This is a genomic window from Dawidia soli (assembly GCF_018598185.1).
GTDB lineage: Bacteria > Bacteroidota > Bacteroidia > Cytophagales > Cyclobacteriaceae > Ohtaekwangia > Ohtaekwangia soli.
Window position 1 is genome coordinate 40,768 of sequence record NZ_JAHESC010000052.1, and the last position, 14,298, is coordinate 55,065.

The 14,298-nt window shown below is 54.0% G+C and carries 13 protein-coding genes; 4 read left to right on the forward strand and 9 right to left on the reverse strand.

Going from position 1 to position 14,298, the window contains the following annotated elements:
- Positions 1 to 10 precede the first annotated feature (10 nt).
- From KK078_RS25765 to KK078_RS25775, 3 genes are read right to left on the reverse strand one after another with little or no spacing between them, the layout of a single operon-like run.
- Positions 11 to 1,696 carry a RagB/SusD family nutrient uptake outer membrane protein gene (locus KK078_RS25765; protein WP_254093216.1) on the reverse strand — a complete coding sequence of 562 codons (1,686 nt, stop codon included), beginning with the start codon at positions 1,694 to 1,696 and terminating at the stop codon, positions 11 to 13.
- A gap of 18 nt (positions 1,697 to 1,714) precedes the next feature.
- The gene (locus KK078_RS25770; protein WP_254093217.1) at positions 1,715 to 4,882 is read right to left on the reverse strand and encodes a SusC/RagA family TonB-linked outer membrane protein; all 3,168 of its coding nucleotides are present in this window, start codon (positions 4,880 to 4,882) and stop codon (positions 1,715 to 1,717) included.
- Between the two features lie 29 nt (positions 4,883 to 4,911).
- Complete coding sequence (locus KK078_RS25775) at positions 4,912 to 5,064, reverse strand: hypothetical protein (RefSeq protein WP_254093218.1); 153 nt, start codon at positions 5,062 to 5,064, stop codon at positions 4,912 to 4,914.
- 177 nt (positions 5,065 to 5,241) lie between these two features.
- On the opposite strand from KK078_RS25775, the gene KK078_RS25780 reads away from it, so the two are divergent.
- Positions 5,242 to 5,712, forward strand: coding sequence for an FKBP-type peptidyl-prolyl cis-trans isomerase (locus KK078_RS25780; protein ID WP_254093219.1), 471 nt, complete (start codon positions 5,242 to 5,244; stop codon positions 5,710 to 5,712).
- A 52-nt stretch (positions 5,713 to 5,764) separates the two neighbouring features.
- Here KK078_RS25780 and KK078_RS25785 read toward each other — a convergent pair whose 3' ends face one another.
- The gene (locus tag KK078_RS25785; RefSeq protein WP_254093220.1) at positions 5,765 to 6,904 is read right to left on the reverse strand and encodes a LysM peptidoglycan-binding domain-containing protein; all 1,140 of its coding nucleotides are present in this window, start codon (positions 6,902 to 6,904) and stop codon (positions 5,765 to 5,767) included.
- Positions 6,901 to 7,668 carry a DUF4905 domain-containing protein gene (locus KK078_RS25790; protein ID WP_254093221.1) on the reverse strand — a complete coding sequence of 256 codons (768 nt, stop codon included), beginning with the start codon at positions 7,666 to 7,668 and terminating at the stop codon, positions 6,901 to 6,903. Before KK078_RS25790 ends, KK078_RS25785 begins: the two co-directional genes overlap by 4 nt.
- 82 nt (positions 7,669 to 7,750) lie before the next feature.
- On the opposite strand from KK078_RS25790, the gene KK078_RS25795 reads away from it, so the two are divergent.
- From KK078_RS25795 to KK078_RS25805, 3 genes are read left to right on the forward strand one after another with little or no spacing between them, the layout of a single operon-like run.
- On the forward strand, positions 7,751 to 9,085 hold the full coding sequence (locus KK078_RS25795) for an NfeD family protein (RefSeq protein ID WP_254093222.1): 1,335 nt from the start codon (positions 7,751 to 7,753) through the stop codon (positions 9,083 to 9,085).
- 1 nt (position 9,086) lies between these two features.
- Positions 9,087 to 9,827, forward strand: coding sequence for a 3-deoxy-manno-octulosonate cytidylyltransferase (gene kdsB / locus KK078_RS25800; protein ID WP_254093223.1), 741 nt, complete (start codon positions 9,087 to 9,089; stop codon positions 9,825 to 9,827).
- Positions 9,828 to 9,884: 57 nt separating this feature from the next.
- Complete coding sequence (locus tag KK078_RS25805; protein WP_254093224.1) at positions 9,885 to 10,625, forward strand: DUF3667 domain-containing protein; 741 nt, start codon at positions 9,885 to 9,887, stop codon at positions 10,623 to 10,625.
- 450 nt (positions 10,626 to 11,075) lie between these two features.
- On the opposite strand, the gene tsf is transcribed toward KK078_RS25805, so the two are convergent.
- The 4 genes from tsf to rplM all read right to left on the reverse strand — a co-directional run bounded on the left by tsf (position 11,076) and on the right by rplM (position 13,658).
- The gene (gene tsf, locus KK078_RS25810; RefSeq protein ID WP_254093225.1) at positions 11,076 to 11,909 is read right to left on the reverse strand and encodes a translation elongation factor Ts; all 834 of its coding nucleotides are present in this window, start codon (positions 11,907 to 11,909) and stop codon (positions 11,076 to 11,078) included.
- A gap of 133 nt (positions 11,910 to 12,042) precedes the next feature.
- A complete protein-coding gene (gene rpsB / locus KK078_RS25815) occupies positions 12,043 to 12,813 on the reverse strand; it encodes a 30S ribosomal protein S2 (protein WP_254093226.1) in 771 nt (256 codons plus the stop codon).
- A 10-nt stretch (positions 12,814 to 12,823) separates the two neighbouring features.
- Positions 12,824 to 13,210, reverse strand: a complete 387-nt coding sequence (rpsI, locus tag KK078_RS25820) for a 30S ribosomal protein S9 (protein ID WP_254093227.1) — start codon at positions 13,208 to 13,210, stop codon at positions 12,824 to 12,826.
- 4 nt (positions 13,211 to 13,214) lie between these two features.
- Positions 13,215 to 13,658, reverse strand: a complete 444-nt coding sequence (gene rplM, locus KK078_RS25825) for a 50S ribosomal protein L13 (RefSeq protein ID WP_254093228.1) — start codon at positions 13,656 to 13,658, stop codon at positions 13,215 to 13,217.
- Between the last annotated feature and the right edge of the window lie 640 nt (positions 13,659 to 14,298).

The window sequence follows — 14,298 nt, forward strand, 5'->3', positions numbered from 1 at the left end:
CACGCTACGCCTACCAATCGGGGTTTTGCCCGTTGTTCGGTCCGCCGAGGTTCTTATTGGCATTCAGTTCGCCAAGCGGCAGCGGGAACAACAAGTGCTTTCGCTCACGGCGTTTGATGACGTTGTTCTCGTCCACATCCACGGCATTCATCACCTGCAGGTATATACCCCACCGCAGCAGATCCCAACGGCGGCCGCCTTCCAGCGCCAGCTCGCGGGCACGCTCTTCCAATACGAACGAGCGGAACTGTTGCTTTGTCATAGACGGCGCCGCCGTAGCGCTGCTGCGCGTACGCACGCGGTCCAATGCCTCATAGGCCTCTGTCGTCGGGCCGTTCACCTCGTTCTCCGCTTCAGCATAGACCAGCAACACTTCGGCAAAACGCAGGAACGGATACGCAAAGTCACCATTCTCGGTATTGCGGTCGCTTACGCCTTCAAACTTGCGAAGGATCGCCCGCATAGCACCGGTGTTGGTAAGCACATCATCGTCGGGCGTCCAGCCATAGGGCGGGTTGGCCTCGTGCCGCCGGGCCGTATCTTTCAGCGGATACATCCGCCACGCACCCCATTGATACCAACGGTGGTTGACACCTTCTGTGATACGCTGATCGTTGTCTTCAAAAAGCTCGTACCAGTGTACCCGCATGCCATACACCGCACCTTGCAGCTCATCGCCCGTGGTCGTTTTATAGGATCCCGCAAATTCGTGTGACACGACATTGCGGAATACGGCATCGTTGGTAATGGAGTGCAGCGACCAGATATGCTCTACCTGGAAACGGTTCTCCTTCTTCCACACGTCGGCGTATGTCGGAAACAGGTCATACGCCTCGCTATCGATCAGCTCCCGCGCCTTTACGCGTGCAGAGTCGAAGTATGCCTGGGCATCCATAGACTCGTGCCCCGCCACCACGTTCTTGGCAAACGTGATCGTGGCGGGCTCGGCAATGATCTCATCCGGATCGTTGGGACCTCCCACCGGTATTACCGCCGGGCCACCCTTTACGGTAACCTCGCCCGTCGTCAGTGCGCCCGAAGCCATCGTTAAATATACCTTTGCCAGCAATGCCTGAGCGGCACCACGACTCAGTGTGTGCTCCTCCGCATCGGCCTTGGCGAACATCAGAGACTCCGCGCGCTTCAGATCGCTGATAATAAAATCATAGACCTCCTGCACCGATGCACGGGGTTGCTGCGGCTCGGCGCCTTGCACCACCGTCTGCCGGAAGATCGGCACACCGCCGTAACCCTGCACCAGGTTGAAATAAGCCCAGGCCCGAAGAAAGTAAGCTTGCCCCATATAGTGGTTTTGCTTCGCGCGGCCAAAGCTCATGCCGTCGATCGTGCTGATCGCCGACGTAGCGCGCTCGGCCAGCAGATACGGGCCTTGCCACAGGCGGAACATATCACCGTATGACTGCCAGTTGCCGGTACCCAGCTCTCTCATGCCCCAATCCGGACCGGTCTCATAATCACCGTCGAAGTTCACGACGCGGTGCCAGATGCCCCACTGAAAGTACAGGTCCCCCCCGATGGTGCTCAACGCACCGTCGATCATCATCTTGGCGCTCGACTCGTTGTCCTCGATGCTGTCCGGACGCAAGATGGAATAAGCTTTCTCCTCCAAAAAATCGCTACAGGCTACAACCTGCAAGAGCAGGCAGAGCGCGAATATTTTCGTATATGGTTTCATCGTTGTATGCGTAGAAGTTTATAAGGTTACCTTGAGACCCAGCGAATAGGTACGGCTGCTGGGATACGACGCCAGGTCTACACCGCGGCGGGCATCAGACCCGAACCCGTTCACGTCCGGATCGTACCAGCTGTAATCGGTAATGGTGAACAGGTTGGTAATGTTGCCATACACATAGATCGACTGGATGTGCTTGAACCGCGGCACCCAGTTATACCCCAGCGAAATGTTCTTCATACGAACATACGAGCCGTCTTCGATCTCCCGATCGGAAAAACGCCAGAGGCGGGCTTCCGACCAGTTGGGCTTGGGCTGCGTGGCCCCCTCGGGATTCTCCGCCGTCCACCGGCCCTCATACATGAACCTGGGGATATTCATATACTTACCCATGCGCAGATTCGCCAGGTTGTAGTTTACGATATCATTGCCCATGACACCCTGCAAAAAGAAGTTGAGCGTAAACCGTTTATAATTAATGGTGTTGGTAAGCCCGAAAATATAATCGGGATTGGTATTGCCGATAATGGCGCGATCACCGTCGCCAATACCCGTTACACCGTCCAGGTCTTTATACTTCTGCTCGCCGATCTTGGAACGTACCGTTTTCTCACGGCTCTCGACCGGCAGGTTGGCATAATAAGGGTCCGCCATCACCTCCGCCTCGTTGTCATAAAAGCCATCCGTTACACTGCCGTACACCGCCCCCACAGGCTGACCATTGCGGAAGATAAAGATGTTGTCGATAGCATATCCCAGGCGCTGGGCAAACTGGTCATCGATCAGGTCGCGTATCTCGTTGCGGTTAAACGCAATGTTGCCGCTTATATCCCACTGCAAAGTATTGCGCGCGATGACCTTGCCGGTAAGCGACAATTCCAACCCGCGGTTTTCCACCGTGCCAAAGTTTGCCTGAATACTGGCAAAGCCGGTGCTCATCGGTATCTGCAGTTGCTGCAACAGGTCCCGGGTCTCCTTTTTATATACATCCACGGTCAGGCTTACGCGACCGTTCATCAGGCCGATGTCCAACCCCGCATCTACCTGCCGGGTCGTTTCCCACACCAGGTTCTCGTTGCCCGGCGTGCCGTCTACCAGCGCGCTGACAATCGCGCCGTTAAAAGCCGCCTGCCCCAGGGTGAGCTTGGTAATGGTGGAGTATGCCCCGATGGACTGGTTGCCCGTCTCGCCATAACTGCCCCGCAGTTTTAAATCACTAAAGACGCCGAGCTGCTGAATGAATTGCTCTTCCGAAAGTTTCCAGGCCAGGGCAAACGACTTGAACGTAGCCCACTTGTTGTTGGTCGTAAACTTGCTCGACCCGTCGCGGCGAAACGACGCCGTGAGTAAATACTTGTCTTTATAGGCATAGTTCACACGCGCCAGCGTAGAAAGCAAAGTATTGCGGCCTTTAAAGTTACGGGGTTGCTGCCGGTCAGAGCCTGCATTCAGGTCATTGTAGCCGTTTACATCCAGCTTGAAATTGCGCACCTCTACCGACTCGTCTTCGTAGTTCTCGATCTCGGCCGTAAGACCCGCCACGGCATTGATGGTATGATCGGTGGCAAATGTTTTATCGAACGACAGCAGTGACTCATAGGTATTCTTGGCCCACGTATTGGAGCTTACCTGCGCGACACCGCCAAACGTCTGGCCCTCCCAGGTATACTTTCCGTAAAACGCCTTGCGATCCCACGAAGAGAAATTATACCCGATGTTTTGCCGGAACTTCAGGTACGGAAGCAGTTTCAGCTCGATGTAGTTGGCGTTAAAGAACGTCATGTTCCGGAAGTCGTTCTTGGTCGAGTTGATGGCCATCCAGGGGTTGGGCGCCAGCCAGCTGATGGTGCTATACCCCGAAGCGGAATTGGAGTGTATCGGCTGCGAAGGCGGGAACACCAGCGACGACCAGATTAAGCCCCGATCGTCCGCGTTGGTCTTGGCCATATTATAATCACCCAGACCGAACTGCACGCTCGTGCCAATGGTCAGCCACTCTTTCAGGTTGCGGTTTACATTGGCGCGTACCGCCAGGCGATCGTAGCCCGAACCGACAATGGTCCCCTCCTGCTTAAAGTAATTACCCGAGATCATATAATTACCTTTGTCCGTCCCCCCCGATGCCGACAGCGTATAGTCGGCCGTGGAGCCGTTCTGAAAGATCATGTCCTGCCAGTTTGTACCACCACCGAGGTAGCCGTCGAGAAAATCCTGCGGGGTAGGCTGATAGGTGGAGTCGCCCGCGGAGTTTACACTCCACGTACCGTCAAAGTCATTTACATATTGCACGCCTTCATAGGTGCTATAATTACGATTGCCCTCCAGTTGATAGTTGGCATAGTCATACCCTTTCAGCATGTCCATTTGCTTGACCACTTGCGAAATACCGTAGTTCACATTGAACTCGATCTTGTCCTCGCCCGCGCGCCCCTTCTTTGTGGTGATGAGCACCACACCGTTGGCACCGCGGGAGCCGTAGATGGCCGTAGCCGACGCATCTTTCAACACCTGTATAGATTCGATGTCCTGCGGATTGATAAACCCCATGGGGTTGAGCATCTGCCGCTCCCCGCGCTCGGTATTGCTGGTGGGAGAATTGCCCGAGGTAAAAGGAATGCCGTCGATGACGTACAGGGGCTCCGTACTACTGGAGAACGAGTTGGCCCCGCGCACCTGGATGCTGATACCCGCGCCCGGCGCGCCATCGCTCTGATTTACCTGTACCCCCGCGATGCGGCCTTGCAACGCCTGGGTGATATTCGAGATGCCGGTGAGGCTAAGGTCCTTGGCGGTAACACCGCCCACAGATCCTGTCAGATCACTCTTGCGCACTTCACCATAACCGATCACCACCACTTCGCTGAGCGTCGAGACATCTTCGACCAGGGTGACGTTAACAGTCGTCTGGTTGTTGACGGCTATATCTTGTGAGGTATAGCCGATGAACCGGAATTGAAGGACCGCGTCAGGTGCCACATCGATGCGATAAACGCCGTCGGAGTTGGTAATGGTGCCGGTGTTGGTGTCTTTCACCAGCACGTTGGCTCCCGGAATCGCGTTGCCGGCAGGGTCTTTCACCACGCCGCTGACGGTGGCCAGCTGCGCGTGGGCCAGGGGGCCCATCAGCAACAGCCACACCAGCAGCCCGGAAAGACGCCTGCAAAGGTTAGGTAGAGGTTTACACGTCATACTGTTTAGGGTTTAGTTGGTTGAGGTACTTAGTCCAGGAATATCTTCACCATCAAGAGGAAGAAGATCAGCAGGAATGCGCCCACGCTCACTTCCAGAAAAAACAGCCAGGCAGCCCTGCGGTAATCTTTTTGAGCAGCCAGACGGCGCGTTTGCTTCAGGCGGGTGAACCAGGTGAACATTCTCTACGCAATCGATTTAGGCAGGAAAGTTTCGATTTTGGCCCAAAACCGACGATTGGCAGATGTTCCAAAAACGGGGGACAAACGTTTCCGACACAGAATTAAGCGCATTTTCGGTCCACCCCGCCCCCGCAGAAGGTCGGAATCCGTGGTCCGATTTTTTTTCTACCTTTAAGCATGCAAATCACTAAAAACAAAGTAGCCGCGATCCACTACACGCTTCGCGACAACGCAGGTACGGTCATCGACACAAGCGACGGACGCGAACCTTTGTATTATATCCATGGCATTGGCAACCTGATTCCTGGCATGGAAGACGGCTTGGAAGGAAGAAAAAAGGGCGACAAACTTCAACTGAAGATCTCCCCGGATAAAGGCTACGGTCACAAAGACCCTTCGATGGTGCAGCAAGTACCGCTGTCGGCCTTTGGCGGCCAACCCGTAAAGCCGGGCATGAAGTTCTCCACCGGCCAGGGCGGCGTGGTAACGGTAACAGAAGTAGGACAGGATTCCGTAACAGTGGACGCCAACCACGAGCTGGCCGGCGTTGAATTGAACTTTGATGTAGAAGTAATGGACGTGCGCGATGCTTCGGCGGACGAACTGGCCCATGGCCACGTACACGGTCCCGGTGGTCACCACCACTGATCAACCCATAACGACAACAAAAAAGCCCGGTGACATCACCGGGCTTTTTCTTTTATTTATAGTACGTTACTTCCACCCGGAAGCGCGAATCGATCGCGCCCAGGCGGTCATACGCCGACTTGGATATTTTGATAATAAGCTTGTCCGTCATCGCCGTATCGGGCAGCTTGCCCATCACGCGTACAAACACCTCGCGGTTGTTCATTTCGTTCTTGATCTTGAGGATCGTGCCCACCGGCGCCGTACGGTGCAACGCCAGGTACTTGCGATTGCCCTCCGTGCCTTCGATCAGCTCAGCCAATCCCGATTCCATGATCTCGTCGCTGTTCTTCACCGATTCGGAGATGCGGATCGTCGTAGGCCGTTGCTCCGCCGGTTGTTGTTTTACCGGCTCGGCCTTTTCGCGCGGCGCCTCCGTTACCGCCGGCGGATCGTGTTTTACCGGCGTGGTCGTAGCAGGCGTTGTATTCGTATTGGTCGTTGTAGGTGTCGTGCTGGTATACGCCGGCGTCGTACGCGGTTCTTCGGAGGGCGCGGTGTGCGCCGCCGGTTGCTTTACCACCAGTGTCTGACCGATGCTGATCTCGTTGCCGGTAAGCTTGTTCCAATCCTTCAGCTGTTGCACGCTGATGCCGTGTTTTGTAGCGATGGAAAAAAGTGTCTCTTTTGCCTCGACGGTGTGCACGCCCTTACCCGAAGCTGCAGCGGTCGGCGCCACGGAGGCCGTTGTTTCTGACGGTGTCGTGCCCGTAGTGGTGTTGCGACGTTTGATGGCGAGCTCCTGGCCAAGCGAGATTGTATTGTCGGTCAGGTTATTCCATTCCTTCAATTCATCGACTGTAATGCCATACGCTTTCGAGATCGAGAACATCGTCTCACGCGCGGCCACGACGTGAATGAAGCCACCACGGCCCGCCGCCGACGAGGTATTGGTCGTGGCGCGATTCGTTACCGGCTTGGTGTAGGGTACTTTTAATATCTGTCCCGTGCCCAGCCCGGAGGCCGCATCGGGATTGTATTGCACAATGGCATCGACGGTGGTGCCGTACCGTTTTGAAATGCCATAGAGCGTTTCTTTTTCTTCTACACGGTGTACGACAAAGATTTTGCCGTTCACCGTTTCGATGCCCAGTGAATCATAAGCCTGCGGCTGAAAAAATAAAGCACCCGCGTAGATCAACACATTTATCATAAAAAATAGCTTAGAAGCTCATGTTTATTCTTCACGAAAAATAAGCATCCCGAGAGGATGAAAAAAGTATCCTGGCCGATTCCTTTCAGGTGCTCACCCGTTTTTTCCTGCAGCAGCAACTCCCCCGCATCGGTCCACACCGCGAGGTGACTGACGAGGCTTTGCTCTTGCGTATAATACGCTATAAAAATCTTGCCATTATACTCCACGTATTCCAACGACAGAACGACGGATAAATTTAGCGTTTCCCGTAAAAATTTTGCCACCGTACGGAAATACTCCGTGCCGTCGCCATACTGTTGCGGCCGCAGCACCACATCCGGCAACGGTGCAGCCTCGTGTGGCGGCGGGATCTCTTTGCCCGAATGCAACGCCAGCACAAGGGGTTTGGAGCCTACACCCGACGAAAATCCATAGAGGCAATCGCCTTGTCGTTTCGCGAGCGTAAAATCATTGTGCCACCACAATAACTGCAGGTCGGCCAGCGCATACGCCAACATGCCCTTGCGGTCGGGATTGTTGGTATCGATGTAGAGCGTAAACAGCACGATGCCCCCGGCAGCATCGGCCAACGCCACCCACCAGGGCTCCTCCAGACTTTTATGGTGCCACAGGAACCGATCTTCGCCATAGTGCAGCGCCGAGAACGTCACCTGCTTGCGGGCGTGGTCGCGCACCTCCAGCAACAGCACGTTTTCGTCGGGCAATACCACCGTGTTCCAAAGAACGCCGTCTAATACATGAGAAAACTTCCGCTGCAGCATGCTGCCCAACTCTGTCTTTATTTGGCTATTTTTATGCAAGGTATTGAAGATTGAAAGATTGGAAAATTCTAGCCGCAAAAGATTGGTAGCCCGGTTAGTCGGGCTTGTCGCCTGCCTGGTCCTGTTGGCCCCCGGCACCGTCCTCGCCCAGGAAAAGCACGTGCTCGTGCTCAGCATCCGCGACGAGATCGACACGCGCATGGCCCGCTATGTAGAGCTTGCCCTGCAGGAAGCCGAAGACACAAAAGCCGACATCGTCCTGATCGATATGGACACCTATGGCGGCATGCTGACCGACGCCAAAGACATCGTCGACAAGATCATGCACGTAAAAAAGCCGGTGTGGGTCTTTATCAATACCGACGCGGCATCCGCCGGCGCGCTGATCTCCATCGCCTGCGATAGCATCTACATGGCCCCCGGCGCCAGCATTGGCGCGGCCACCGTCGTCACCGGCAACGGCGAACGCGCCCCCGACAAATATCAATCCTACATGCGCTCCATCATGCGCTCCACCGCCCAGGAAAATGGGCGCGATCCCGCCATTGCCGAAGCCATGGTAGACGAGAACGTCGCGCTCGACAGCATCAAGAAACCCGGCCAGGTCATTACCTTCTCTACCGACGAAGCCATCCGCCACGGCTACTGCGAAGGCAAAGTAACCTCCATCGATTCCCTGCTGCGCCACAACCATGTCACCCGCTATACCCTGCACCGCTTCGAGCTTTCGTCCGTCGACAGCATCGTAGATTTTTTTATGAATCCGCTCATCAGCGGGCTGCTGATCCTCATCATCCTCGGCGGTATATATTTCGAGCTGCAGGCTCCGGGCCTGGGATTGGCGGGATTGCTGGCCCTCATCGCGCTGGTACTATACCTGGTGCCCTACTACCTCAACGGCCTGGCGGAGAACTGGGAGATCCTGACACTGGTAGCAGGCATTGCGCTGATCGGCGTCGAATTGTTTCTGATACCGGGCTTTGGCGTGGCCGGCGTCGCCGGCATTACGCTCACCCTCGGCTCGCTGGTATTGATCATGATCAACAACGATGCGTTCGACTTCTCCTTTGTGCCCACCAACGATATGCTGCTGGCGCTCGTCGCAGCCCTCGGCGGCATGGTCGGCAGCCTGGTGGTGCTGTTTGCCGGCAGTTCGCGCATCATGAACAGCCGCGCCTTTCAGCGCGTGGCCCTCACCGACACGCAAGACAGCACACAGGGCTATACCGCCAACTTCATTCAAACGCCCATGACGGGTAAACACGGCACGGCGCACACCGTGCTGCGCCCGAGCGGCAAAGTAAACATCGACGGCCAGGTATACGACGCCTTTACCCGCGGCGAATACATCGAGCCCGGCGAACCGATCGAAGTGATCGGCCACGAAACCACCTCCCTCAAAGTCAGAAAACGATAACATGAACATACTCGGTATAATACCCGCCCGCTATGCCTCCTCCCGGTTTCCGGGCAAACCTTTAGCAGACATCGCAGGAAAATCCATGATCCGCCGCGTATACGAGCAGGCCAGCAAGGCCGGGAGTCTGTCGTCCGTCGTAGTAGCGACCGACAATGCCGAGATCTTCGCCCACGTAAAAGCCTTTGGCGGCCACGTAAGCATGACCCGCGAAGACCACGCCAGCGGCACCGACCGTTGTTACGAAACCCTCGCCCAACAGCCCGGCACCTTCGACTACGTCATCAACATCCAGGGCGACGAACCCTTCATACAACCCACGCAGATCGACCTGCTGGCATCACGCCTCGACGGCCAGACCGAGATCGCCACACTGGTAAAGGCCATTCACGAACAAGAAACGCTGTTTAACCCCAACGTGGTAAAAGCGGTCATCAGCGCGCGTCGGGAAGCATTATACTTCAGCCGCGCCACGTTGCCGCATATCAGGCTCACCCCGGAAGAGCACTGGCTGCAACGCCACACGTTCTATAAACACATCGGCATGTATGCCTACCGTGCCGATATCCTGAAGCAGCTTACCCAGCTACCGGTTTCGTTGCTCGAAAAAGCGGAGTCGCTGGAACAGCTGCGCTGGTTGGAGAACGGCTATCGCATCGCAATAGCCGAAACGACAGAAGAAACCATTGGTGTAGATACACCCGAAGATATAGTACGTGCGCAAACGTTGCTGGACAGATAATAAGAGGCTCGCCCAGCACACAAACCCTGTTAACCAAAACCTAAACCTTCGCTATACATGACCTGCAAGAACTGTCACGCACCCGCGCCGGGTGCGTATTGTGCCGCCTGTGGCCAACAAACCCATATTCACCGCGTCACCATGGGCCACCTTGCCCACGAGGTATCACATGCCCTTACGCATGCCGACAAAGGCTTTCTCTTGCTGATCAAAGAATTGATCACCCGCCCGGGCATTGTTGCACGCGAGTATCTGAACGGCAAACGCAAGAAGTATTTCAACCCGTTCACATTTCTGGTGATCACCTCCGCTCTTTATGCATACATCAGCTATAAGACCGGGTATTCCAATGCCATGGTGGCAAGTGATGCCCCGTCATCAAACCGCAGCCCGTATTATCAGGAGGTAATAGAGATCGTCGTTCAGAACGGCAAGTTACTCATGCTTATTCTCATCGTACCGCTGTTTGCAACCCTTTCGTGGCTGTTCTCGATCCGATCGCGTTTTAACCTGGCCGAAAACTTTGTACTGCAAGCCTTTGTCGTGGGGCAGATCAACATCGTGCGTGTATTGCTCTTTATCCCAGCCTTTCTACTGGCCCCAACCACCATTCACTGGAATGTATATGTATACGAAGCATGCTTCGCACTATACCTGACAGTGACATACCGTCAATTCTTTCGAAACAAATGGATCTTTGCATTCCTGAAAGCGATCGCGGTATACTTCCTGTTCATTGTACTGTATTGGGTCGTGATCATTGTCTTCGTCGCCCTTCGGCACGCGGTAAACCATTAAGGGTCGACAAATAAAATATACAAAACCCTGCAAGGGCGCAACACAATAGCCCAGGCTGAAGCGCCAGCGCAGGCCTGGGGCCAGCAAACAATAGATAGATATACAAGCCCTGTAAGGGCGCAACACAATAGCCCAGGCTGGAGCGCCAGCGCAGGCCTGGGGCCAGCAAACAATAGATAGATATACAAGCCCTGCAAGGGCGCAACACAATAGCCCAGGCTGGAGCGCCAGCGAAGGCCTGGGGCCAACAAACAATAGATATACAAGCCCTGTAAGGGCGCAACACAATAGCCCAGGCTGGAGCGCCAGCGAAGGCCTGAGGGCCAGCAAACAATAGATAGATATACAAGCCCTGTAAGGGCGCAACAACTCGCATGCCGACGCAGGCTCATAAAACAAAAAAAGGTCGCCCCATAGGAGCGACCTTTTCTCTATACCTTGGCAACCAGCTTACGCGATAGAAACACGCTTGAACTCGGCTACCGTCAAACCTTTCGTGATGCTGTCCAGGTACTGGGCAACAGTCTTAGAGTTATCTTTTACAAACACCTGGTGCAGCAGCGTCGTGTCCTTGTAGAACTTCTGCAGTTTACCTTGAGCGATCTTCTCTACCATGTTCTCAGGCTTGCCTTCCGCCAGAATTTGAGCTTTGGCAATTTCAAGCTCTTTCGCGATGATCGCAGGATCAACGCTCTTCTCGTCAACCGCTACCGGGTTCATCGCGGCGATTTGCATGCCTACATCTTTACCGGCTTCCACTACATCTTTGCCGTTCACACCTTTCAGCGAAACGAGCACGCCAAGTTTCGAACCAGCATGGATATACGGAACGATCGCTTCACCCGTCATGCGGATGTACTCGCTGATCTCGATTTTCTCACCGATCTTACCCACCAGCTCAACGATCTTGTCGTTGATCGTCAGATCACCGGCTTTCAGGCTGAGGAGAGCTTCCTTATCAGCAGGCTTGTTCGTGAACGCCGTCTCTACGATCAGCTTACCCAGCGCCTGGAACTCTTCGTTCTTGCCTACGAAGTCGGTTTCGCAGTTCAGGGCGATCAGGACAGCCTCTTTGTTGTCGTCGCTAACTTTTACAAACACAGAGCCTTCTTTGGCATCCCGGTCAGAGCGGGAAGCAGAAACCTTCTGGCCTTTCTTTCTTAATATCTCGATCGCTTTATCAAAATCTCCTTCGGCTTCGGCAAGGGCCTTTTTGCAGTCCATCATACCGGCGCCCGTCATTTGACGGAGCTTGTTTACATCTTGTGCTGAAATAGCTGACATATGTTTTTATTTACGAATTTGAATGATCTAAAAAAACTAAACATCGGCGTATGGCCGATGTTCAGTGCATTATCAGTATAAGAATTGTTGATGAACACATGTGCCGCGTGGCACCGGTGGAATCGACAATTTATTACTTCGGCTCTTCTACGGTTTCGTCAACGCGTCTTTTCTCGTCTTCTTCTTTCCGTTGCGCTGCATCGTCCTTGTCCTTCTTACGCTCTTGCAGGCCTTCCTCGATCGACCTACCGATGTTTTTGGTCAGGATCGAAATGGACTTGAATGCGTCGTCGTTAGCAGGGATCGGGAAATCAACACCACCCGGATCTGAGTTGGTATCCACCAGGGCGAATACCGGGATGTTGAGCTTTTGCGCTTCGGTTACAGCGATGTGCTCGCGTTTTACGTCGATCACAAAGAGGGCCGCCGGCAGTCTGTTCAGGTCGGCAATACCGCCCAACAGTTTTTCCAGTTTCGCCTTCTCGCGGGTAACCATGAGGCGCTCGCGTTTCGCCAGGTTGGCGAAGGCTTCGTCCTTCATCAACTTTTCGATCTGCGAAAGTTTCTTCAGCGATTTGCGGATCGTAGCGAAGTTGGTCAGCATGCCACCCAGCCAACGTTCCGTCACGTAAGGCATGTTAAGGCGCTTTGCTTCTTCTGTTACGATGTCCTTAGCTTGCTTTTTAGTCGCTACGAACATGATCTTGCGACCTGAGCGTACGATATTCTTCAGGGCGAAGGTGGCTTCGTCCAGGCATGCTAGGGTTTTGTTCAGGTCGATGATGTGGATACCGTTGTTTTCCATGAAGATGTACTCGGCCATCTTCGGGTTCCACTTGCGGGTAAGGTGACCAAAGTGTACACCTGCGTCCAGCAATTCCTGATATGTTAATTTTTCAGCCATTCTCTTGTTATTAACGCTTGCTAAACTGGAATCTTCTTCTAGCCTTTCTTCTACCCGGCTTCTTCCGTTCTACCATTCTGGAGTCGCGGGTCAGAAGGCCTTCTTTTCTAAGGGTAGGCTTGCTCTCGGCGTTGAATTCCACTAATGCACGAGCGATGCCCAAACGAACCGCTTCGGCCTGGCCTTTAATGCCACCACCTTCTACGTTGATCGTTACATCGTACTGGCCTTCAGCCTTGATGGCAGCAAGGGGTTGCTTTACGGTAGTCTGGTGAATCTCTGAAATGAAATATTCTTTCAGCTCACGTGCGTTTACCTTGATATCTCCTTTGCCGGGCTGTACATATACCCGGGCGATGGAGGTCTTTCTTCTGCCGATTGTATTAATGATCTGCATTGTATCAGAACTTTATTTCTTTGGGTTGTTGTGCTGCATGCGGATGTTCAGTGCCGGCATAAACGTGCAGGCTTCTGTACAGTTCACGACCGAGTCTGTTTTTGGGAAGCATGCCGCGTACCGCGTGCTCGATCAGACGCTCAGGGTGCTTCATGCGGATCATGGTAGGCGTGTGCTCACGCTGACCGCCCGGATAACCGGAGTGCGTAAAGATCACGCGATCGGTCCACTTCTTGCCCGTCATGCGCACTTTCTCAGCGTTAATAACGATTACGTTATCACCGCAATCCACGTTCGGTGTGTAGCTCGGCTTGTGCTTGCCGCGGATAATGTGTGCCACTTGGCTGGCCACACGACCCAACACCTGCGCATTGGCATCTATCACTACCCAGCTTTTTTCAACTGTAGCCTTGTTGGCGTTCAGTGTCTTATAGCTATTATGATCCATTGTATTGTTAAAAATTCAAGTAAATACACTACCCCTTTCAAAAAGGGACACAAAGGTAAACCGCTCCTATCGTAAATGCAAGTAAGAATTCAAAATTGCCTGAAAATGCCTTTTACAGCGTAAATTCAAGGTTTTTGAAGCTAAAATTGCTCGAAAAGACTTGAAAATCCCTGCCTGAAAAGCCGGCAGGGCCTCTGTGGAGACGATTAGAGAACATCAAATTTCCCCATTCCACATGTCTACGCTACAAAAGTAAAAGTTGCCGGCCGTTTGAGCAAAAGGATGCCTGCGTAAATTGACGATCACTACCGGTGCGCGCAAGATGCAGGGTAGGGCAACTTAACGGCGAAGTAAGGGCGGCGTATGACCGGATTGCGGTGGCCTTTAACGACACTTGATCGTGTCATCGGTCAGCCCTTTTTAGACTAGGTCATCTCTGGCGTAAGCCTGGGGCAACCGAACTTCTGCCTCCGCTCACAACTGGCGCCGGTCTTGCCCCGCCCCGGGGCGGAGACCGGTGCTCCGTATGGTGGCGGTCTCCCGACCGCCTTGTGCTAACATTGTAACCTGCGTAACCAAAAACAACCATGGATCCTGTCTCTTATACACAACAGACGCAGCCCCCCAACTTGGCTGTGTT

Coding starts and splice junctions, on each gene's coding strand:
- KK078_RS25765 (WP_254093216.1), bottom strand. CDS start 1,696: ATGAAACCATATACGAAAATATTCGCGCTCTGCCTGCTCTTGCAGGTT.
- KK078_RS25770 (WP_254093217.1), bottom strand. CDS start 4,882: ATGACGTGTAAACCTCTACCTAACCTTTGCAGGCGTCTTTCCGGGCTG.
- KK078_RS25775 (WP_254093218.1), bottom strand. CDS start 5,064: ATGTTCACCTGGTTCACCCGCCTGAAGCAAACGCGCCGTCTGGCTGCT.
- KK078_RS25780 (WP_254093219.1), top strand. CDS start 5,242: ATGCAAATCACTAAAAACAAAGTAGCCGCGATCCACTACACGCTTCGC.
- KK078_RS25785 (WP_254093220.1), bottom strand. CDS start 6,904: ATGATAAATGTGTTGATCTACGCGGGTGCTTTATTTTTTCAGCCGCAG.
- KK078_RS25790 (WP_254093221.1), bottom strand. CDS start 7,668: ATGCTGCAGCGGAAGTTTTCTCATGTATTAGACGGCGTTCTTTGGAAC.
- kdsB (WP_254093223.1), top strand. CDS start 9,087: ATGAACATACTCGGTATAATACCCGCCCGCTATGCCTCCTCCCGGTTT.
- KK078_RS25805 (WP_254093224.1), top strand. CDS start 9,885: ATGACCTGCAAGAACTGTCACGCACCCGCGCCGGGTGCGTATTGTGCC.
- tsf (WP_254093225.1), bottom strand. CDS start 11,909: ATGTCAGCTATTTCAGCACAAGATGTAAACAAGCTCCGTCAAATGACG.
- rpsB (WP_254093226.1), bottom strand. CDS start 12,813: ATGGCTGAAAAATTAACATATCAGGAATTGCTGGACGCAGGTGTACAC.
- rpsI (WP_254093227.1), bottom strand. CDS start 13,210: ATGCAGATCATTAATACAATCGGCAGAAGAAAGACCTCCATCGCCCGG.
- rplM (WP_254093228.1), bottom strand. CDS start 13,658: ATGGATCATAATAGCTATAAGACACTGAACGCCAACAAGGCTACAGTT.